Genomic DNA, 19,571 nt, shown 5'->3' on the forward strand with positions numbered 1-19,571 from the left:
ATTCCTCGACTTTTACTTCTTATTCTGTTTCTGTTAGTTAGTTCTTAATACCAACCGTTGTTAAGCCAGAAGTTCTTAGCAGCAGTCCATGAACCGTAACGTCCTGCAACGTAGGCATCTGCTACACGTTCTTGGTTTTCAGCTGAGTAGTCACCGTTCAAGTATGAATCTGTCAATTGGTAACGTCCGATGTAACGTCCGTTTGTAGCTGTGTAGCTACCACCTGATTCTTTTTGAGCGATCCACTCTTTGGCTTCTGCTTCAGAGCCGCTTACAGTTGAAGCTGTGTAGCTTTCTTCTTCATAAGAAGTGCTTGTTGTAGCAGCTGGTGCTTCGTAAGTTGTTGTTTCAGTTATTTCTTCGTAAGTCGTAGCCTCTTCGATTGTTTCTCCTGTTGCAGCTGGTGCTTCATAAGTTGTCGCAGCTGGAGCTGTTCCTTCGATGACCAAAACTTGGTCCACAAAGATCAGGTGAATATCTTTGATGTTATTTTTTGCTGCCAATTTTTCAACAGTTGTGTTGTACTTCTCAGCGATTTCTGAAAGAGTATCACCTGATTTAACTGTGTAAGTTACAGTTTCTTGTGCAGATGCAAGAGCTGGAGCAAAGAAAGCAAGTAAAGCTGCTACTCCTGCGATAGTTGTTTTAATTTTTTTAGTTATTAATGACATATCTAAAAATTCTCCTTCCATTGTATATATCTATGATACCTTTTAAATGTTACCGTTGTTTAACGGTTTTATATAGAAATATTACAAAAATGTTTTATATTTACCGTTTTAAGGAGGTTTTTGTCACAAAAGACCTTATTTTATACTATCTTTAATCATTTTAAGCTTTTGATAAGGGAAATAAGCACAGAACTTCATTCTTTGATATAATAGAAACAAGAATCTTTGTAAGGGGAAACAGATGCACTCACTTCGTTTTCAATCTGTCTTTGATATCATCGGCCCTGTCATGATTGGCCCATCAAGTAGTCATACAGCTGGGGCGGTTCGTATCGGAAAAATCGTGTCTTCTATCTTTGGTGATAGACCGACAGAGGTGGAATTCCAACTATTTAATTCATTTGCCAAGACCTACCGTGGCCACGGGACTGACCTAGCTCTCGTTGCAGGTATTTTAGGCATGGATACGGACGATCCCGACATTCCCAATAGCCTTGAGATTGCCCATAAGCGTGGTATCAAGATTGTCTGGACCATTCAGAAAGACAGCAACGCTCCTCACCCTAACACCACTAAAATTACTGTGAAGAATGAACACAAATCCATTAGTGTGACGGGGATTTCTATTGGTGGGGGAAATATCCAAGTTACGGAACTTAATGGTTTTGCCGTTTCTCTCAACATGAATACCCCGACCATCATCATCGTGCATCAGGATGTTCCGGGGATGATTGCCCATGTTACTGAAGCCCTCTCTCGTTTCGATATTAACATCGCTCAGATGAATGTGACTCGGGAAAAAGCTGGAGAAAAAGCCATCATGATTATTGAAGTTGATAGTCGAAGTTGTGAGGAGGCGATTGAAGAAATCCGAAAAATCCCCCATCTCCACAATGTCAATTTCTTTAAGTAGGAGGAAACATGTTTTATTCTATCAAAGAATTGGTTGAGCAAGCAGATCTAGACTTCCAAGGAAATGTCGCAGAACTCATGATCGCGACAGAATATGAACTGACCGGCCGGGAACGTGCAGAAGTTCTCCTCCTCATGGAGCGCAATCTAGAAGTCATGAAAGCCTCTGTTGAGCTCGGTCTTAGTGAAAACAAATCCCGTAGTGGCCTAACGGGTGGCGATGCAGCCAAGCTAGATCGCCATCTCAAAAGTGGCAAGGCCTTGTCTGACTTTATCATCCTATCAGCTGCCCGAAATGCCATCGCGGTCAATGAACACAACGCTAAAATGGGCTTGGTCTGCGCCACTCCAACCGCAGGAAGTGCTGGCTGTCTGCCTGCCGTTCTTACTGCAGCTATTCAAAAACTTGACCTCAGCCACGAAGAACAGCTGGATTTCCTCTTTGCTGCGGGTGCCTTTGGATTGGTTATCGCAAACAACGCTTCTATTTCAGGTGCTGAAGGTGGCTGCCAGGCCGAAGTTGGCTCTGCCTCTGCCATGAGTGCCGCAGCCTTGACCTTGGCTGCAGGTGGAACCCCCTATCAAGCTAGCCAAGCCATCGCTTTTGTCATTAAAAATATGCTAGGTCTCATCTGTGACCCCGTCGCTGGTTTGGTTGAAGTTCCTTGTGTCAAACGAAATGCCATGGGGGCTAGCTTTGCCTTTATCGCGGCAGATATGGCCTTGGCAGGTATTGAGTCTAAGATCCCTGTTGACGAAGTCATCGATGCCATGTACCAAGTCGGATCGAGCCTCCCAACTGCCTTTCGTGAAACGGCTGAGGGTGGACTCGCTGCCACCCCTACTGGCCGTCGCCTACAAAAAGAAATCTTCGGAGAATAACCTTATCTAAAAGGAGAAACTATGTCATCAATCTCAGCCATCTTTTTCGATCTAGACGGAACCCTCGTTGATAGTTCCATCGGAATCCACAATTCCTTTACTCATACCTTTGAACAACTGGGAGTTCCGACTCCTGATGCTAAAACAATTCGTGGTTTCATGGGTCCACCGCTTGAAACTAGTTTTGCAACTTGTCTCCCAAAGGAGCAAATCTCGGAAGCTGTTCAAACCTACCGTTCTTACTACAAGAAAAAAGGGATCCACGAAGCGCAACTCTTTCCTCGAATGACCGAATTGCTTCAAGAACTCTCACAAACCTATCCTCTCTATATCACCACAACAAAGAATACTCCTACTGCTCATGATATGACTAAAAATCTGGGAATTCATCATTTCTTTAACGGCATTTACGGTTCTAGTCCTGAAACACCACACAAGGCGGATGTCATCCGTTATGCCTTGCAGACACATCAACTCCCCGCAGACCAAGTCCTCATCATTGGCGACACCAAGTTTGATATGATCGGAGCCCAAGAAACTGGCATTAAAAAGTTTGCTGTCACTTGGGGATTTGGAGAAGAAGCTGATTTACTTAGCTATCATCCTGACTGGATTGCCCATACAATCGATGATATCATCAGTCAGCTATAACAAGCTAATAGCTTCAAACTACAGAGTAAAAAGACCAAGGTTCTGTCTATACAAAACCTTGGTCTTTGATTTATGTTTAATTGTATGAGTCACTCTTACTCAATATGAGTTGTTTCATTTGCAAAGGAAATGATCGCTTCTTTAAGCTCATCTCCACTGAGTGAACGGAACTCCTCAATTTTCTGATTGATAGCTTCTAGAGGCATGACATTTACCTTACCAACGAAAATCTTGTCCATGACTTGGTTATCAACCAATTCGGTCGAAACCAAGAGTTCCTCATAGAGTTTTTCACCCGGACGAATACCGACCTCAACGATTGGAATTTCACTTTCTGTGTGTCCGCTTAGAAGCACCATTTTCTTAGCCAAGTCATAGATCTTGACTGGTTTGCCCATATCAAGGATAAAGACTTCTCCATCCTTGGCATAAGCGCCAGCATGGATTACTAGACGGCTGGCTTCTGGAATGGTCATGAAGTAACGTGTCATACGGAAGTCTGTCACCGTTACAGGGCCACCTTCAGCAATCTGGCGTTCAAAGACAGGAATCACGCTACCACGGCTACCGAGAACATTCCCAAAACGGACTGCACAGTAGGTTGATTTGCTACGTTGGTTAAAGCCAGTGACAATCAACTCTGCCACGCGCTTGGTTGCACCCATAACATTCGGTGGATTGACCGCCTTGTCAGTCGAAATCATGACCATCTTAGGTACTTTGGCTGCATCAACAGCCTTGGCAACATTATAGGTTCCTAGGATATTGTTCTTAAAGGCTTCTTTTGGATTGCGTTCCATCATCGGAACGTGTTTGTGAGCGGCAGCATGGTAGACAATGGCTGGTTTGTACTGTTCAAACACTTGTAGAAGACGGTCATAGTCCTGAATATCTGCAATAACAGGAACATAATCAATCCCTTGGAATGTACGGATCAATTCATGATAAACGAGGTAGATGGAATTTTCGCCATGTCCAAGCAAAATCACGCGTTCAGGATTAAAGCGGCTGACCTGACGACAAATCTCCGAACCAATCGAACCGCCGGCTCCTGTCACCAAGATGGTCTTGCCTGTAAGCTCTGCACCAAGACGGGATTCGTCGAGACGAATTTCCTGACGACCCAAAAGGTCTGTTATATCAATCTTCTGGAAACCGCTACCTGGTTGGTGAAGTCCCTGAACAACTGTCTCAACCTTGGGCATCTTGTAACATTTGATACCGAGTTTATTACACATCTGCAGGATACGTTCGTACTCTGACGGATCAAGCGAAGGGATGGCTACGATGACGCGCTCGATTTGGTGACGTTTGGCCAATTCAGGCAGATTATCATAAGAACCCAAAACGGAAATTCCACCTAGTTTTTGTCCCTTTTTCTTCTCATCATTATCCAAAATTCCCACTAACTCAAGGTCACTAGTTGGGTGTTGGTAGCTGTTCATAAAGAGGGCCCCACCATCACCAGCACCAATCAAGAAGGTACGGCGGTGTTCGCCCTCCCCACTACCCTGCTTGCGCTTAGAATAAATCAACTGCCAAGTAATACGAGGGAGTAAGATCAGGAAAGTACTCAATAAGATAAAGAGTATGATGAATCGGATAGAAAATAGAGGAAGAAAAGCGTAGCAAAGTCCGTAAGAGACAATGCTGCTGACGGTTACGCCAAAAAAGATTTTTAAGAAATCTGTGATTTTACTATAGCGACTAATACTCGCATTGAGCCCCCAAAATCCAATCATGATTTGATAGAAGAGGAAAGCCAAACCAGTATAGATAACATAGTCCACAGGCGCTGGGTTAATCAAGCCATAAAAGAGAATGTAAGACACGATGATGGAAACCACCATACTAATAATATCAAATACCCCCCAGAACACCTGCTTTTGCTGTTTATTTAAAATTTCAACCAGATCAATCACATAATCTGTTAGTTTTTTATTCATAGAAGTTTACTCCCCCTTAAAAGAGTCGGATAAAGCTGTTTTCATCATAATATGCCTCGTTTCATCATACTCAACCCGAGGCTTATTTGCTTTTTCTTAGAAGTTTGACAAAGATAAACTGACGTACAAAACCTGGACAAAGTGCCACAACCGCCTGAATGGCAATGCTTTTCGCATATTCCATGTAGGAAATTTGCCCTCTTTCAAGCATGCGCTGACGAGCCTGGCGATAGAGTTTGAGGTAGCGCAAACCACCACGACGTTCAAACATCCCTGCACCGACACGAACTTTGCACAAGATTTGATCCAGGTTTCCAGTCTTGGCACCTGCGGCAATCATATTGAGCCAGAGGAGGTCGTCTTCCATATAAAGTCCGTCTTCATAGTTACCTGCCTTGAGAACCATATCCTTCTTGAACATGACAGTCATGTGATTGAAGGCACTTCTCATTCTTTGGTAAGCCACAATATCTGCGTGCCGAGTTGGGACACGACGGTAAGAAACAATCTCGTCAGGATTGTCAATAAATTCTGCAATATGTCCACCTAAGAGGTCCAGATTTTCCTCTTCCATTAGTTGGATTTGCTTTTCAAAGCGGTCAGCTACCGCTATATCATCTGTATCCATTCGAGCGATGATATCGTACTGACACTGTAAAACACCGTATCGAAGAGCCAAACCCAAACCTTGATTTTCTTCTAAGGGGCAACGCTTAACTGGAATCTCTGACTGCGCTTCCACTTCATCTAGCACCTGATAGAGTTCGGGCGTGAGCGGCCCGTCCTCAACAAGAACAAGCTCACTTGGTTTCAAGGTCTGGTTTTGAATACTCTTGATAGCATCTCTTAAAAACGTCGGATTTTCCTTTACATAGACCGACATCAAGACGCTGATTTTTTGCTTTTCAGACACAGTTTTTCTCCAATTTATAGATTTCCTTCCACTATTTTATCACAAAATTCCCTAGTTTCCTATTTTTATCTCAAATCAAGAAAAATTCTGGTAAAGAAATCCGTCCCTTTTCACTCTATCTTCAGTTAAATCGTTCTAGCTTTCTTAGCAGTCCTCTCCTTGACATTATAAGAAAAAAACCTTAAAATAAGCTGTTATTAAAATCATCCTATCGAGGTTTTTATGAAAAAACAATCACTCTTTTTCGTTCTAGGAATTGTCTTAATCGGGACTGTTTTACGCTCTCCTTTTACTGCTCTTCCAACCATTTTAGGAGATATCGCTCAGGGACTAGGAGTGGAGGTTAGCTCTCTCGGGATTTTAACCAGTCTCCCTCTCTTGATGTTTGCTCTTTTCTCAGCTTTTGCGAGTCGCTTGGCACAAAAAATCGGGTTGGAGCATCTCTTTACTTACTGTCTCCTCCTCTTAACTATTGGCTCTGTCATTCGGATTTTCAATCTTCCCCTTCTCTATCTAGGAACTCTGATCATCGGAGCGAGCATCGCCATTTTCAATGTACTCCTCCCAAGTATGATACAGGCAAATCAGCCTCAAAAAATCAGTCTCCTAACAACGCTCTATGTCACTGCCATGGGTGTTTCAACGGCCATCGCTTCTTATCTATCCGTCCCTATCACCCAAGCTAGTTCGTGGAAGGGCCTCATCCTCGTCCTCAGCTTTCTCTGTCTGGTCACTCTGCTAGTCTGGTTGCCAAATCATCGCCACAACCACTATCTAGAAGGACAGCAAGAAAAGAAATCGAAAGAGAATATTCTAAAAAACAAATCTGTCTGGGCTATCATTATCTTTGGCGGGCTTCAATCCTTGCTCTTTTATACGAGTATGACCTGGTTACCAACTATGGCTGTTAGTGCTGGTATTTCTAATAGTGATGCGGCTCTCCTTGCTTCTATTTTCTCTCTGATCAGCATTCCTTTTTCGATGACTGTTCCAAGTCTGACGACTCGTCTGTCAGATGGTCACCGTCGAATCATGCTGGCAATTATCTCTATCGCTGGGATGACAGGAATTGCCATGCTCTTGTATCCAACCAATAATTTCCTCTACTGGTTAGTCGTCCACCTCTTGATTGGAACGGCCTGCAGTGCCCTCTTCCCCTACCTCATGGTTTGCTTCTCTCTTAAAACCAGTTCTCCTGAAAAGACTGCCCAGCTATCAGGACTGGCGCAGACAGGTGGGTACATCTTGGCGGCCTTTGGTCCTACCTTGTTTGGTTACAGTTTTGAACTTTTCCAATCTTGGATCCCAGCTGTCCTTGCTCTTCTAGCTGTTGACATCATCATGACGGTCTCACTTTTTATGGTGGATCGAGCGGATAAAATCCTTTAATTATTCTAAACTACTTCTCAAATATAAACAATGCAAAAGCCAGACTCTGTCTGGCTTTTTAGGCGTTTCTAGCAACAAAAAGCACCATTCATCTGTTAGCAGAAAGATAGTATTTTTGATATAATAAAATGTATAGAAACTAATTGTCATACGAAAAATAAATTAGCTTATAAGATAGCTACTATTTCAAGCGAGGTACATAGAATGGATGAACAGAAATACAATTTGGATCAAAGTTTAGCAGAGTTAGATAAACTCCTTGACTTATCAGCCAAGGAGACAGATAAGACTGCCTGTGAAACTCTAGCAGAAAAAGCAAGAATAATTTATGAGGAACATCCTGAATCAGAAGACATTGCATTGCGGTATGCCATGATTCTGGTTAATTTATCAACCAAGCAAACTGAGTTGAAGGAAATCGAAGCTACTGTCGAAAAATTAGGGAAATTACGGCAACAATTCCAGGATTCGCCTGATATAACTTTGCCGTATGCCATGATTTTGGTTAATTTATCAACCAAGCAGACTGGGTTGAAGGAACTAGAGACTACTGTCGAAAAATTAGAGAAATTACAGCAACAATTCCAGGAATCACCTGATATAGCTTTGCACTATGCTAGAATTTTGGGTTATTTATCAACCGAACAGACTGAGTTGAAGGAACTAGAGACCACTGCTGAAAAATTAGAGAAATTACAGCAACAATTCCAGGATTCGCCTGATATAGCTTTGCCGTATGCCGTGATTTTGTTCAATTTGTCAACCGTACAGACTGAGTTAAAGGAAATCGAGGCTACTGTCGAAAAATTAGAGAAATTACAGCAACAATTCCAGGATTCGCCTTATATAGCTTCGCTGTATGCCATGATTTTGTTCATTTTATCAACCAAGCAGACTGGGTTGAAGGAAATCGAAGCTACTGCTAAAAAGTTACAAGACTTGCAACCACAACTCCAAGAATCTGAAGAAATCGCTTTTATATATGGTATGTTCTTAGCAAGCTTATTTAATCATCAAACAGAGTTGAGTGAACGTCTTCAAACCACAAAAATAATTAAAAAACTCTATCATAAATTTTCCGAATTTATGATACAAAATTTTGATAATCTATTTTTTAGTAATGAGAATGTTTGTGACAGCGAGGAGTACATGCTATTCAACTTTATCCTAAGAGAAGGTCTTTTAAAGAATACTAAATATGCTATTTTACAAACATGGGCAGAGCGTTATAAAGAAGACTCTAGTGAACTAAAGAACTTGCTATCAATTTATCAACTTGTTCAAAAAATTAAGTATCAACTTGGGCTAAAAGACGAAGATAAAAAGGAAAATATAAAGTTTGGTCATTACACTAAAGGAAAAGTACTTCAAATTTTGTTGGATCAGGATCAGAGGGAGGAATCAAGTTTTTCCATATCTGGAAAAACTCGTTTGAATAACGCTAATTATATGAATGATCCTGAAGAAGGTATCATCATAGAAAAGATCTTGGGTTTAGATAGACGAGATGCTTTGGAGCCAAGTTCATGGTTTTTAATGAGCTTTACGATTAGAACGGATGATTTGGCCATGTGGTCCCAGTATGGTGATGATGCCAAAGGTGTTTGTATTGTGCTTCGGGAGGGTGACTTTTCTAGATTTTCATCCTTTAATGATGTTTCTTGGCGTCAAGAAAAAATCTCTTTAGAATTTTCTGATAAGATGTATTTAATGAAATCTGAATTAAATAGTGGTTTAGAAAAATCTATCTTTCGGAGTGAGAGTGAGGATTCCGTCGATACTGTTAATGATGAAGGAATTGAACCGAGTTCTGAAGAAAAAGGTAATGGTTCAAAAGGAAATGTAGATTATCTCTACCGAATAGCCTATGTCAATGCCTCAGGTGGTAAGTTTAGCATAGAAAAAACGGAACTCTTCAACGACGATGAAATCAAAAAATTAGAAGAATTCTTGGAAGTTTTAAAGGAAAAAATAGATAAGGATTTGAACAAAGGAGATGATTTTTATCAAAAAGCGATTTCTGACTGTATCGAAGAAATTCGTTACTTATTTAAATCTGTCGATTACAAATATGAAAACGAACTGCGTATCTTACGCTATGCTAATCTAGATCCAAGTAATGATAAAATCAAAATTGATAAAACCTCTGGGATAGGCAAACTTTATGTAGAACGTGAAAATTCAATTCAAATCGGTGAAGTCATTTTCGGTCCTAAGTTTCCAAACCCTGAATATGTTACTCCTTTATTGAAACTTTTGGATAAGGAAATTAAGTATAAGAAATCTACGATAAAATTTAGATAAAGGCTGACAACATCCTCTAAACTTCTAGTTTTTACTAGGAGTTTTTTATATATAAAATTTTTACACATATTTCTTGACAGGGCTTTCATATTGAGATACAATATATTTGAAAAGAGTATATATAAAATTTTTATATAATATAAAGGAGGTTTCCCATGTACTTCCCAACATCCTCTGCCTTGATCGAGTTTCTCATCTTGGCTGTACTGGAGCAGGGGGATTCTTATGGTTATGAGATTAGCCAAACAATTAAGCTCATCGCCAATATCAAAGAATCTACGCTCTATCCCATTCTCAAAAAATTGGAAGCCAGTGGCTTTCTCACCACCTACTCTAGAGAGTTTCAGGGGCGTATGCGCAAATACTACTCCTTGACCAATCGGGGCGTAGAGCAGCTCGTTACTCTAAAGGAAGAGTGGACGCTCTATACCGACACCGTCAACGGCATCATAGAAGGGAGTATCCGCCATGACAAGAACTGACTATCTGACTCAGTTAGAAACCTATCTCCATAAACTGCCTGAAGCTGACCGCATCGAAGCTATGGACTACTTTAAGGAACTATTTGACGATGCAGGTCCAGAGGGCGAAGAGGAGCTCATTGCAAGTCTAGGAACACCAAAAGAAGCGGCTCATGATATCCTCTCTAACCTCCTAGACAAGAAAGTCAATGAAGGCCCTGCTCAAAAGAATGACCGCCAACTGCTACACATTGCCCTACTTGCCTTACTAGCAGCCCCTATCGGAATTCCGGTCGGGATCGGCATCCTCATGGCCATCATCGGGCTTTTTATCGCAGCTGCCTCCGTCATTCTAGCCTTCTTTACCGTCTCTGTGACAGGTATCCTGCTGGGCGGACTCTTTATCGTAGAGAGCTTTAGTGTTCTAGTCGAAGCCAAATCTGCCTTTATCTTGATTTTCGGGGCTGGTTTGCTTGCTATCGGTGCTTCTTCTCTTGTTCTACTAGGTATCTCCTATGTAGCTCGTTTCTTTGGCCTCCTGGTCGTCCGTTTGGTGCAATGGATTCTTAAAAAAGGAAAGAGAGGTGACAGACATGCGTAAATTGACGAAAGGATTTCTCATTTTTGGTGTGGTTTCTACAATCCTTGGTTTTATCATGATCATTGCAGGTGCCCAGTCCAATGGTATTCAAAGTTTACTTGCCATGTCAAAAGACCCCATCTATGACAATCGTGTCGAAGAAGTGACCTTTGGAAATGAAGTGGAAAAACTTGATCTGGCCCTCGAGGAGCACAGCCTAACCATCACAGAATCTGTAGATGACAAGATCCACATCACCTATCATCCGTCGGTGTCTGGTCGTCATGATCTGACTACTGGCATGAGTGACAAAACACTGAGCATCACTGACAAACAAGCCTCCCAACATCGTTTTCTCGGTTCAGGAATCGAAGGCCTACTTCGTATCGCTAGCAACTATTCTAATCGTTTTGACGAAGTCGTTCTCTCCCTACCTAAAGGAAGAAAGCTGCAAGCTATTACCGTCTCAGCCAATCGTGGACAGACCTCCATCCGTCAAGCCACCCTTGAAAATGCGACAATCAAAACAAAAGGCTACCACTTAAGAATAGCAGAAAGCTCCATCAAGAACAGTACACTAACGACACCTAGTATTATCAATATTTTTGATACAGAATTGACAGATAGCCAGGTCAAGACGGAGGGCGGACACATCTATGCTGAAAATATCAAGATCCGCGGTAAGGTAGAGCTAGACTCTCATAACGACTTAACACTCTTTCTTTCTAAGACAGAATTCGATCGTATCAATTTAGATATTTCTTCTAAGCACGGCGGTGTTTATCGTAAAGCACAAAGAGAACATCCTAAACAAAAAGAGAATGAACTTGCCAATCCTTATAAAACAGAAAAAACAGATGTCAAGGACCTGCTCGTCATAAAAGCCAATCAGGATATCTACCTCCCCAAGGAAGAAGAGTACTCTGCTCCACCTAGCAATCATTGACAAAAACGCTTTCATCTGCTAATCTAAAAATAGAAAACGACCATAAAAAAGGAGGTTCCACCATGACACAAGAATGGTTTGAAAGCGCCGATCTTGAGAAGAAATCAGCTCAGACGAAATCGGAAATCCAGCCCGACCAACCAGAGACTTCGGAAACTGTAGAGACCGAACTACAAGCAAGCGAAGAAACTCCTATCTTATCTAAAGAGTCGGAAAGGCATGAGGAGGAAGCTCCCGAAACGATAGAAGAAACCCAAACCGAGGAAGAGGGAGAAGGGAAAGCTGAAGAGGAACGCAACCAAGAAACCTCTGTAAAAGAGAAAAGCATCCTCAGCAAAGCTTTAGAGAGCCCCTATATCCCAGATATTGACCCTCGTAAAACTGCCCGATTAAAAGAAGAAATCGCACTATTTTGGACTTGGCTACTGGATGCTATCCAAGAACCAACTGCTAGCAAGACTACAGATCAAAAGCATCGTTACAGTGTCTTTGCCCTGCTCACTCTTCTGTCCTCGATTAACCTTTTCTTTAGTATCTATCATATCAAGCACCTCTACTATGGCTATATGATTTCTATTGCTAATAGTTCTCCTAACCAGCTCCCACCTTTAGATCTCTTTGCTGGACTTTCTATCTTGGTCGCTAGCGCTCTGTTTTACTTTTCCATCATTTTGGGAGGCTTTACTGTCCGACGTGTGCTGGACCAGGAGAGTGACTTCACATTCCAAGAAGCCTTTGATCGGTATAGCAGACTCTTTGCTATCCCACTTGTCCTAACAGCTCTAGCAAGCTTCTTTGCACTCTTTGGCGGCTTACGATTTGCTGGCATCCTCACTCTTCTAAGCATGGCCATCTTTGCCCTCGGCAATCTCTTTGTGATTAGCAAGCCAAGTAAGACCAGTAGCCTCGACCCATTTTATCGATTCTTGCTAGCTGTCTTACTTGATGGCGCCATTCTCTTGCCCTTCTTCATTGCAGAGTTAGCGCTGACAGTGGACTACCTTCGCATCCTGACATTCTTTTAACCAAAATCCCTGTCATTTGTTAATGACAGGGATTTTTATGCTTACTCTTTTTTGAAAAATGTCTACTTGATGGTTGCCAATCCTTCAAAGTCTTGTCCTAGGATGGGTTGTACTTCTAATTGATTAGCATCTAATTGCTGGTAAAATGCTTTTGGTAGTGACTCTAGGAATTTTTCATAATCCAAGCGAGCGATGGCTTCATAGTCTTCTGCTTTTGAGCCATCACCAGAAATCTTCACTAGGTCAATCTCCCAAACAAGCTCCTTGCCCGCCAGCTGCTTGGTATAAGGAGCTGGTACAAAGGATTCCTTTGGCAAAATCGTCTTGACTCCCTGGGCCAGGTGATAGATACCGTGCACCTTGCCTTGGGCATCTGGGTAAAATTTCACACTAGCAAGGTAGGCATCAGAGCCTTGAACCTTCTTGACCAGTTCTTCAAAACGTGCCAATCCATCCTCAGCCAAAAAGCTTTCGAGGTATTCCTTGTTGAAATAGATAGGGGACAAGAGCCCTTGGCAATAGACTAAACGAACCGCCTTATCCGCTAAATATTGCTTGACCGTTTGTCGGAAATAAGCTTCAAAGTCAAAGTCTTCTAGCCCTTCTACCGCTTCCCCCAACTTGCCAGATAGAGCCTGGAGGAGAGTCTCTACAATCTCCCAGTCCGCTCTAGTAAGGAAATCTGGAATCACCACTTGATAACCTTTTCGGCTATCCGCATAGTTCACTTTAAAGAGAAATTGCGACTGACCTACAATCCCACACTCGATATACTCGAGACGATTGAGGGGCTGACGGAGATAGACCGCATCATAACTGTGTGACTCCAAGCCCTCTACCAAGGCTAAGATAGACTTGGCAGTCAAGACCTCCTGTTGTCCTAGAATGCTTTCTTTATTTGGGATAAAAAATGTTTTCGCCATAACTGGCCTCCTTTGAAATCGTTTACACATAGTATAACCTATTTTCCTGAAAGATACAGAAACAAACTTTAGATTTTTAGATAAAAAGCATAGAAAAACAGCCCCTGAAGGCTGTTTACTTTATACTGAAGCGACCTGATCCAAGCTTTCACCGATAGCAGCTAAGCGCTCCACAACTTCTGCTTGTGTCAATTCATTTTCTGAAACATAGCGGTTGCGTGGGTGAACACGACACTCGTGCGAGCATCCACGAAGGTACTTATCTTCATTTTCTTCTGATGTTAGGATGCGACGGTTACAGAAGGGATTTCCACAGTTGACATAGCGTTCACATGGTGTTCCATCAAACCAGTCTTTCCCTACGATGGTTGGATTAACATGGTTGACATCGACTGCGATACGCTCGTCAAAGACGTACATTTTCCCATCCCAAAGCTCTCCTTGAACTTCTGGGTCTTTACCGTAGGTTGCGATTCCTCCGTGCAATTGGCCGACATCTTTGTAACCTTCACGAACCATCCAGCCTGAGAATTTCTCACAGCGAACGCCACCTGTACAGTAAACCACAACACGCTTGTCCATGAATTTTTCCTTGTTGTCACGGACCCATTGTGGCAACTCACGGAAGTTGCGGATGTCTGGGCGGATAGCCCCACGGAAATGTCCTAGGTCGTACTCATAATCGTTACGTGTGTCAAGAACCACTGTATCTTCGTCAAGAAGGGCCTCTTTGAACTCTTTTGGAGACAAGTAAGCACCCGTCGTTTCAAGTGGGTTGATGTCGTTGTCAAAGTCGTTGTCTTCCAAACCAAGGTGGACAATTTCTTTCTTGTAGCGAACAAACATCTTCTTGAAGGCTTGTTCACTTTCTTCGTCAATCTTGAACCAGAGGTCTTCCATTCCTGGGAGGCTGTGAACGTAGTCCATGTATTTTTGAGTTGTTTCGTAGTCACCTGAAACGGTTCCGTTGATTCCCTCGTCAGCGACTAGGATACGACCTTTAAGGCCGATTGATTTACAGAAAGCCAAGTGATCTGCAGCAAATTGCTCTGCATTTTCAATTGGAGTATAAAGGTAGTAAAGTAAGACACGAATATCTTTTGCCATAAGATTTGTTCTCTTTTCTATTCTTAAATTTTCAGAATTTTTCATCTAACTATACTAGTATACCCACTTGGGAAAACGAATGCAATTTATTTGACCGGAAATTATATAGAGAGACCTGCCACTGCACTTCATCAGTAACCATACCGAATCGCAGATAATTCTCTCAATTTTTTGATCTGCTCGGCTTGACTTTCTGACAAACCCAGCTTGTTTTCAATCAATACACGCGAAAGGTCAACATTCATTTGGCTCAATATAAATGGAACAGAGGTCCCATCGTCCCTTAGTCGTCTTTTATAAATCACTAACTGATTTTTCAAGGGAGTAAGTTGAGGCTCATCCTTTATATCTTCCAGTAGATGATCAATGATCATCATGGCTTCACAACGTCTTTCGCTTCCTCCTGCAAACCATTTTAATGGTGTCATACTCATTTCCCTCCTGAAATTCGCTTATAAATTGAAACACTATAATTCCTAACTCGCGCCAGTATTTTACCCAAACACCCTATGTAAAAAAGTCAGCAAAAATGGTAATGTTGCGAAAATATTATTAACCACATGCACCGCATAGGATGGATAAATGCTCTTGGTATAGCGGGTCAAACCAGCAAAGATGATTCCAACTGTTGCAAAGACGAAGATATCTAACAGACTAGGCAGGCTTGAAAAATGAGGGAGAGCAAATAAAATAGAAGGAAGAAGCAAATCAAGACCAAATCGCGAATGCTTAAAGAAAGCGTGTTGCAGTAATCCTCTATAGATTAACTCTTCCATCAGTGGAACCAGAAAGAACAGGGCTATATAAATACCTAGCTCTGCAAAGTTAGTCCCACTATAACCAATCAATACAGCCCAACCTTCCGCAGTTGACTGAACATGTTTAGCTGTCTGAACGTTAAAAGAGATCTGGAACACTACCACTAATACTGTCAAAATCGAATACCAAAGCCATTTTTTTCTTGGAATGCGAAAGAGATAACCATGGCCTGTCTTAAGCAGAATCCAAATCATGACTCCGCTAAATAGCAAACTCAAGATATTTTGAATCCAGAAGAAATTGCCAATCTGGGAAGAAAATTGCCAATAGTTTTGGACAATAAGCGTCAGCTGGGAAAGGCCAAATACGAAAAATAGGTAAGAGAAGACAGCACTCATTTTGAAAAGAAGACGATATTTTTTCATAATAAATCCCCTATAGATGTATGTGTATCACATCGCCAAAACTCTTAGAACTACTCTTTTCATTTTTACATCCTAAAAATCACTACCTCCCCTAGAGAACTAAGGAAGGCAGTGATCACATTTTTAGGAATTAGGAATGAATACACGAAATCAATCGATCTTATGATTTTTTGCTTTTCAAGAATTCGTCGTATTGTTTTTGCATTTCATCCAATACTTTTTGGTATGCACCTTCAGATTTCAGTTTTTCCATCAATTCTGGAATCGCTTTATCTGGGTCTACAGTACCAGTGTTGATAGCTGTATCGAATTGTTGCATTGTGTTAGTGATTGCAGAGATTTCAGATTTCACGCTATCAGTGTTAAAGATGAATCCAAGCGCTGGAGATTCTTTAGCTTCTGCCAATTGTTTCTTAGAATCTTCGATTTGTTGGTCTGTAACGTTTTCGTTGATGTAAAGGATCCAGTTGTTACCAGTGTTCCATCCACCCATGTGAGTGTTTCCTTTGTATCCTTCAAGGACACGTACACGGTTTTCTTTACCTTCAATTTTCTCCCAGTTCTTGCCTTCTGGACCGTAAACAAGTCCATTCAAGAGTTCAGGGTTAGTGTTCAAGAGGTTCAACACTTCCATTGATTTTTCTTTGTTCTTAGAGTTGTTTGAGATGACAAAGTTAGCAACTTGAGTTGTTTGGTTTTTCTTGATAAAGTTAGTGATTGGTTTGATTTGGATATCTTTGTTAGCAACACGTGAGAGCAAGCTGTTACCGTAGTCGGCTGGTCCTACTGTTTCTTCACGAACGAACCAAGTATCTTGTTGAAGGTCAAATGAAGTGTCGCTTGTTGCTACGTCTTTTGGAATGTATCCAGCTTCATAGAATTTGTGAAGAGTCTTCAAGTGTTCTTTGAAACGAGGTACTTCGTAACGGTTTACGATCTTAGTAGTGTCTCCTTCAAGGTCGATAACGAATGGAAGTCCATTTGGTACTGGGTAGTCAAAGTTATCAGATGGAATAAAGTTCTTCGTAACCGCAAATGGTACTACGTCCGGAGCTTTCTCTTTAATTTGTTTCAAGACTGGTTCAAGTGTTTCGTATGAAGTGACACCTGAAATGTCAATGCCATATTTGGCAAGAAGAGCGCCGTTAAAGGCAAAGTTCTGAGATGATGCAACGTTAGCTGCAACTGGAACAGCGTAGATCTTGCCGTTTACAGTGTTCCCTTTGATGTAAGCTGGGTCAAGTGCTTTGTAAAGCTCTGCTCCTTCTTTCTTGTACAATTCTGTCAAGTCAGCGTAAGCACCTTTTTGAGCATTTACAACATAGTTATCTGCAAAGGCAATATCGTAGTTTTCACCTGATGATGTGATAACTGACATTTTCTTACCGTAGTCACCCCATCCAAGGTATTGGATATCCAATTTAGCACCAACTTTTTCTTCGATGATTTTGTTGGCATTTTCTAGCAATTCATCCAAGTTGTCTGGTTTGTCACCGATTTGGTACATTTTAAGAACAGGTTTGTCACCTGAAGCTGAGTCAGCAGCTTTTTTGTTGTTACCTGAAAGGTTTCCACAAGCAGCAAGGCTTGCAGCCAAAGCCACTACGCTAGCAGATGCAAAAGCATATTTTTTCCAGTTTTTCATGATAAAAACTCCTTTTTTTATTTTTAAACTTATAAACGATTTAATAATTTGTAACTTCAGTCACTAAGATGAAGTTGGGAAGGGAGAAACAGTGTTTCTCAGCAAGTGCTATTCTTTCACACCACCGATGGTCAAGCCTTTAACAAAGTAGCGTTGGAAGAATGGATACAGAATCGCGATTGGAAGGGTTGCAACAACAACCATTGCCATACGACCTGTTTCTTTCGGTAGAGCAACTCCCAGTTGGCCAGATAGACCGACTGCTTTGGCGATGTAGTCCATATTTTGTTGGATTTGCATGAGCAAATACTGTAATGGATACAAGTTGTCACTCTTGATGTAAAGAAGGGCGTTGAACCAGTCGTTCCAGAAACCAAGAGCTGTCAAAAGCGTGATGGTTGCAATACCTGGTAGCGACAATGGTAAACAGATTTGGAAGAAGATCCGGGCTTCACTAGCACCATCGATACGAGCGGACTCGAGAATGGCTTCTGGAATGGTCTTCTTGAAGAAGGAACGCATCAAGATGATGTTAAATGGTGAGAGGAGCATTGGAACAATCAAGGCCCAAACGGTATCACCCAGTTGAAGCAAACGAGTGACCACGATATAACCTGGTACCAAACCAGCATTGAACAACATACTAAGTAGGACGAAAATCGTAAAGAATCTGCGGTACTTAAAGGTTGTCCGTGAAATGGCATAGGCATAAGTTGTGGTGATAAAGACGTTTGTCAAAGTTCCAACTACTGTTACAAATACTGAGATAAAGAGCGCTTGTAATATCTTATCTTTAAACTGAGCCAAAAACTCGAAACCATCTAATCCAAACTGTGATGGGAAAAAGCTATATCCATGTTGAAGGATGCTCTTTTCATCTGTGATGGAAATCATGATGACAAAGATAAAGGGCAAGATACAAGAGAGAGCAATCAATCCAGAAATAATACTGAAGAAGATATCTGCCTTCTTACTAAAGGAGTGAATGCCGACATTGTCAATTTTTGCTTTTTTAATTTTTTCTGCCATGCTTTCCTCCTTTCTAGAATAGTGCTGAATTTGGATCTACTCGTCTTGCAAGTATATTTGATAAGATAACGAGAATCAAACCGACAACGGACTGATAAAGACCAGCTGCTGACGCCATACCGATATCTGCTGTCTGAGTCAAACCATTAAAGACATATACATCCAAAACGTTGGTTACATTGTAAAGCTGACCAGCATTGTGCGGGATTTGATAGAAGAGACCGAAGTCTGCGCGGAAGATATTTCCGACTGCAAGGATGGTCAAAACAGTTATCAGCGGTGTCAACTGTGGAATCGTTACATTGCGAATCCGTTGCCACTTGCTAGCCCCGTCCACTGTTGCTGCTTCGTAGTAGGTAGGATCAATTCCCATGATCGTCGCATAGTACATGACACTGCTATACCCGAAGCCTTTCCAGATACCTAGGAAAAGGAGAAGATATGGCCAGATACCCAAGTCTGCATAGAAGTTAATCCCCTTCACACCAATGGTTTCCAAGAAACGGTTGATAACCCCTTTGTCGATGTTTAGGAAAGCATCTGTAAAGAAACTGATAATAACCCATGACAAGAAGTAAGGGAATAACATAGATGTTTGGAAGATTTTAACCATTCTCTTAGAGCGGAGCTCGCTGAGGATGATGGCAATACCCACTGACACAATCAAACCGATAAAGATAAATCCAAGGTTGTAAAGAACGGTATTACGAGTGATAATAAAAGCATCTTTAGAACTAAATAAGAACTTAAAGTTATCGAAACCAACCCACTTACTATTCATAATACTGTGGATAAATCCTTCGCCACTCATATGGTAGTCTTTGAAGGCGACCACATTTCCAAATACTGGGATGTAGAAGAATAGAATCAACCAAAGTGCCCCTGGTAAAACCATCAAGAGAAAAATCCAGTTATCTCTCAAGGTCTTTGAAAACTTTTTCATAATTTCCTCCCATTTTATTCCTAAAAACTGATTTCATTGAATTTTTAGGTTTGATAACGA

Annotated in this window: 19 protein-coding genes; 9 read left to right on the forward strand and 10 right to left on the reverse strand. The window is 41.5% G+C overall.

Features of this window, described 5'->3' with window-relative positions; genetic code table 11:
* Positions 1-44 precede the first annotated feature (44 nt).
* Entirely contained in the window at positions 45-671 is a 627-nt protein-coding gene (gene apf, locus D8801_RS04125) for an aggregation-promoting factor (RefSeq protein ID WP_125848068.1), read from the reverse strand.
* Positions 672-912: 241 nt separating this feature from the next.
* Here apf and sdaAB point away from each other — a divergent pair, with 241 nt between their 5' ends.
* Genes sdaAB through D8801_RS04140 form a run of 3 tightly spaced genes read left to right on the forward strand, consistent with a single transcriptional unit; the run spans position 913 to position 3,116 of the window.
* Positions 913-1,584 carry an L-serine ammonia-lyase, iron-sulfur-dependent subunit beta gene (gene sdaAB, locus D8801_RS04130; protein ID WP_038804696.1) on the forward strand — a complete coding sequence of 224 codons (672 nt, stop codon included), beginning with the start codon at positions 913-915 and terminating at the stop codon, positions 1,582-1,584.
* Between the two features lie 8 nt (positions 1,585-1,592).
* Positions 1,593-2,465 (forward strand): L-serine ammonia-lyase, iron-sulfur-dependent, subunit alpha, encoded by an 873-nt coding sequence (sdaAA, locus tag D8801_RS04135; RefSeq protein ID WP_125848070.1) that lies wholly within the window; start codon positions 1,593-1,595, stop codon positions 2,463-2,465.
* Between the two features lie 21 nt (positions 2,466-2,486).
* The gene (locus tag D8801_RS04140; RefSeq protein ID WP_125848072.1) at positions 2,487-3,116 is read left to right on the forward strand and encodes an HAD hydrolase-like protein; all 630 of its coding nucleotides are present in this window, start codon (positions 2,487-2,489) and stop codon (positions 3,114-3,116) included.
* Between the two features lie 95 nt (positions 3,117-3,211).
* Here D8801_RS04140 and D8801_RS04145 read toward each other — a convergent pair whose 3' ends face one another.
* Positions 3,212-5,062, reverse strand: a complete 1,851-nt coding sequence (locus D8801_RS04145) for a nucleoside-diphosphate sugar epimerase/dehydratase (RefSeq protein ID WP_001035730.1) — start codon at positions 5,060-5,062, stop codon at positions 3,212-3,214.
* An 82-nt stretch (positions 5,063-5,144) separates the two neighbouring features.
* Positions 5,145-5,975: a glycosyltransferase gene (locus D8801_RS04150; protein ID WP_125848074.1), complete on the reverse strand. Its 831-nt coding sequence runs from the start codon at positions 5,973-5,975 to the stop codon at positions 5,145-5,147.
* 222 nt (positions 5,976-6,197) lie between these two features.
* Between D8801_RS04150 and D8801_RS04155 the strand changes: the two genes are divergently transcribed.
* The 6 genes from D8801_RS04155 (at position 6,198) to D8801_RS04180 (ending at position 12,680) form a co-directional block, all read left to right on the forward strand.
* Positions 6,198-7,364, forward strand: a complete 1,167-nt coding sequence (locus D8801_RS04155; RefSeq protein WP_125848075.1) for a CynX/NimT family MFS transporter — start codon at positions 6,198-6,200, stop codon at positions 7,362-7,364.
* Between the two features lie 204 nt (positions 7,365-7,568).
* Entirely contained in the window at positions 7,569-9,668 is a 2,100-nt protein-coding gene (locus D8801_RS04160) for a DUF2971 domain-containing protein (protein WP_125848077.1), read from the forward strand.
* Positions 9,669-9,823: 155 nt separating this feature from the next.
* Positions 9,824-10,150 carry a PadR family transcriptional regulator gene (locus D8801_RS04165; RefSeq protein WP_000273860.1) on the forward strand — a complete coding sequence of 109 codons (327 nt, stop codon included), beginning with the start codon at positions 9,824-9,826 and terminating at the stop codon, positions 10,148-10,150.
* Complete coding sequence (locus tag D8801_RS04170) at positions 10,137-10,730, forward strand: DUF1700 domain-containing protein (RefSeq protein ID WP_125848079.1); 594 nt, start codon at positions 10,137-10,139, stop codon at positions 10,728-10,730. The genes D8801_RS04165 and D8801_RS04170 overlap by 14 nt, the downstream gene beginning before the upstream one ends.
* Entirely contained in the window at positions 10,723-11,655 is a 933-nt protein-coding gene (locus D8801_RS04175; RefSeq protein ID WP_125848081.1) for a DUF4097 family beta strand repeat-containing protein, read from the forward strand. Before D8801_RS04170 ends, D8801_RS04175 begins: the two co-directional genes overlap by 8 nt.
* 62 nt (positions 11,656-11,717) lie before the next feature.
* Complete coding sequence (locus D8801_RS04180; RefSeq protein ID WP_125848083.1) at positions 11,718-12,680, forward strand: DUF6574 domain-containing protein; 963 nt, start codon at positions 11,718-11,720, stop codon at positions 12,678-12,680.
* Between the two features lie 62 nt (positions 12,681-12,742).
* On the opposite strand, the gene D8801_RS04185 is transcribed toward D8801_RS04180, so the two are convergent.
* The 7 genes from D8801_RS04185 to D8801_RS04215 form a co-directional block, all read right to left on the reverse strand.
* Entirely contained in the window at positions 12,743-13,603 is an 861-nt protein-coding gene (locus tag D8801_RS04185) for a DUF4299 family protein (protein ID WP_125848085.1), read from the reverse strand.
* 120 nt (positions 13,604-13,723) lie between these two features.
* Positions 13,724-14,710, reverse strand: a complete 987-nt coding sequence (gene trhO / locus D8801_RS04190; RefSeq protein WP_038805892.1) for an oxygen-dependent tRNA uridine(34) hydroxylase TrhO — start codon at positions 14,708-14,710, stop codon at positions 13,724-13,726.
* A 131-nt stretch (positions 14,711-14,841) separates the two neighbouring features.
* Positions 14,842-15,138 carry a bacteriocin immunity protein gene (locus tag D8801_RS04195; protein WP_084925405.1) on the reverse strand — a complete coding sequence of 99 codons (297 nt, stop codon included), beginning with the start codon at positions 15,136-15,138 and terminating at the stop codon, positions 14,842-14,844.
* 66 nt (positions 15,139-15,204) lie between these two features.
* Positions 15,205-15,894, reverse strand: coding sequence for a CPBP family intramembrane glutamic endopeptidase (locus D8801_RS04200; RefSeq protein ID WP_125848090.1), 690 nt, complete (start codon positions 15,892-15,894; stop codon positions 15,205-15,207).
* A gap of 160 nt (positions 15,895-16,054) precedes the next feature.
* A complete protein-coding gene (locus D8801_RS04205) occupies positions 16,055-17,539 on the reverse strand; it encodes an ABC transporter substrate-binding protein (protein ID WP_125848092.1) in 1,485 nt (494 codons plus the stop codon).
* Positions 17,540-17,647: 108 nt separating this feature from the next.
* A complete protein-coding gene (locus D8801_RS04210) occupies positions 17,648-18,568 on the reverse strand; it encodes a carbohydrate ABC transporter permease (RefSeq protein ID WP_000818290.1) in 921 nt (306 codons plus the stop codon).
* A gap of 13 nt (positions 18,569-18,581) precedes the next feature.
* On the reverse strand, positions 18,582-19,511 hold the full coding sequence (locus D8801_RS04215; protein WP_125848094.1) for an ABC transporter permease: 930 nt from the start codon (positions 19,509-19,511) through the stop codon (positions 18,582-18,584).
* Positions 19,512-19,571: the final 60 nt, after the last annotated feature.

Origin of the sequence: Streptococcus oralis (assembly GCF_003943415.1) — a bacterium.
Taxonomy (GTDB): Bacteria; Bacillota; Bacilli; order Lactobacillales; family Streptococcaceae; genus Streptococcus; species Streptococcus oralis_BJ.

Bases quoted from the DNA above. Each gene is read 5' to 3' on its own strand.
- apf (WP_125848068.1), bottom strand. From the start codon at position 671: ATGTCATTAATAACTAAAAAAATTAAAACAACTATCGCAGGAGTAGCA.
- sdaAB (WP_038804696.1), top strand. From the start codon at position 913: ATGCACTCACTTCGTTTTCAATCTGTCTTTGATATCATCGGCCCTGTC.
- sdaAA (WP_125848070.1), top strand. From the start codon at position 1,593: ATGTTTTATTCTATCAAAGAATTGGTTGAGCAAGCAGATCTAGACTTC.
- D8801_RS04140 (WP_125848072.1), top strand. From the start codon at position 2,487: ATGTCATCAATCTCAGCCATCTTTTTCGATCTAGACGGAACCCTCGTT.
- D8801_RS04145 (WP_001035730.1), bottom strand. From the start codon at position 5,062: ATGAATAAAAAACTAACAGATTATGTGATTGATCTGGTTGAAATTTTA.
- D8801_RS04155 (WP_125848075.1), top strand. From the start codon at position 6,198: ATGAAAAAACAATCACTCTTTTTCGTTCTAGGAATTGTCTTAATCGGG.
- D8801_RS04160 (WP_125848077.1), top strand. From the start codon at position 7,569: ATGGATGAACAGAAATACAATTTGGATCAAAGTTTAGCAGAGTTAGAT.
- D8801_RS04165 (WP_000273860.1), top strand. From the start codon at position 9,824: ATGTACTTCCCAACATCCTCTGCCTTGATCGAGTTTCTCATCTTGGCT.
- D8801_RS04170 (WP_125848079.1), top strand. From the start codon at position 10,137: ATGACAAGAACTGACTATCTGACTCAGTTAGAAACCTATCTCCATAAA.
- D8801_RS04175 (WP_125848081.1), top strand. From the start codon at position 10,723: ATGCGTAAATTGACGAAAGGATTTCTCATTTTTGGTGTGGTTTCTACA.
- D8801_RS04180 (WP_125848083.1), top strand. From the start codon at position 11,718: ATGACACAAGAATGGTTTGAAAGCGCCGATCTTGAGAAGAAATCAGCT.
- D8801_RS04185 (WP_125848085.1), bottom strand. From the start codon at position 13,603: ATGGCGAAAACATTTTTTATCCCAAATAAAGAAAGCATTCTAGGACAA.
- trhO (WP_038805892.1), bottom strand. From the start codon at position 14,710: ATGGCAAAAGATATTCGTGTCTTACTTTACTACCTTTATACTCCAATT.
- D8801_RS04195 (WP_084925405.1), bottom strand. From the start codon at position 15,138: ATGACACCATTAAAATGGTTTGCAGGAGGAAGCGAAAGACGTTGTGAA.
- D8801_RS04200 (WP_125848090.1), bottom strand. From the start codon at position 15,894: ATGAAAAAATATCGTCTTCTTTTCAAAATGAGTGCTGTCTTCTCTTAC.
- D8801_RS04205 (WP_125848092.1), bottom strand. From the start codon at position 17,539: ATGAAAAACTGGAAAAAATATGCTTTTGCATCTGCTAGCGTAGTGGCT.
- D8801_RS04210 (WP_000818290.1), bottom strand. From the start codon at position 18,568: ATGGCAGAAAAAATTAAAAAAGCAAAAATTGACAATGTCGGCATTCAC.
- D8801_RS04215 (WP_125848094.1), bottom strand. From the start codon at position 19,511: ATGAAAAAGTTTTCAAAGACCTTGAGAGATAACTGGATTTTTCTCTTG.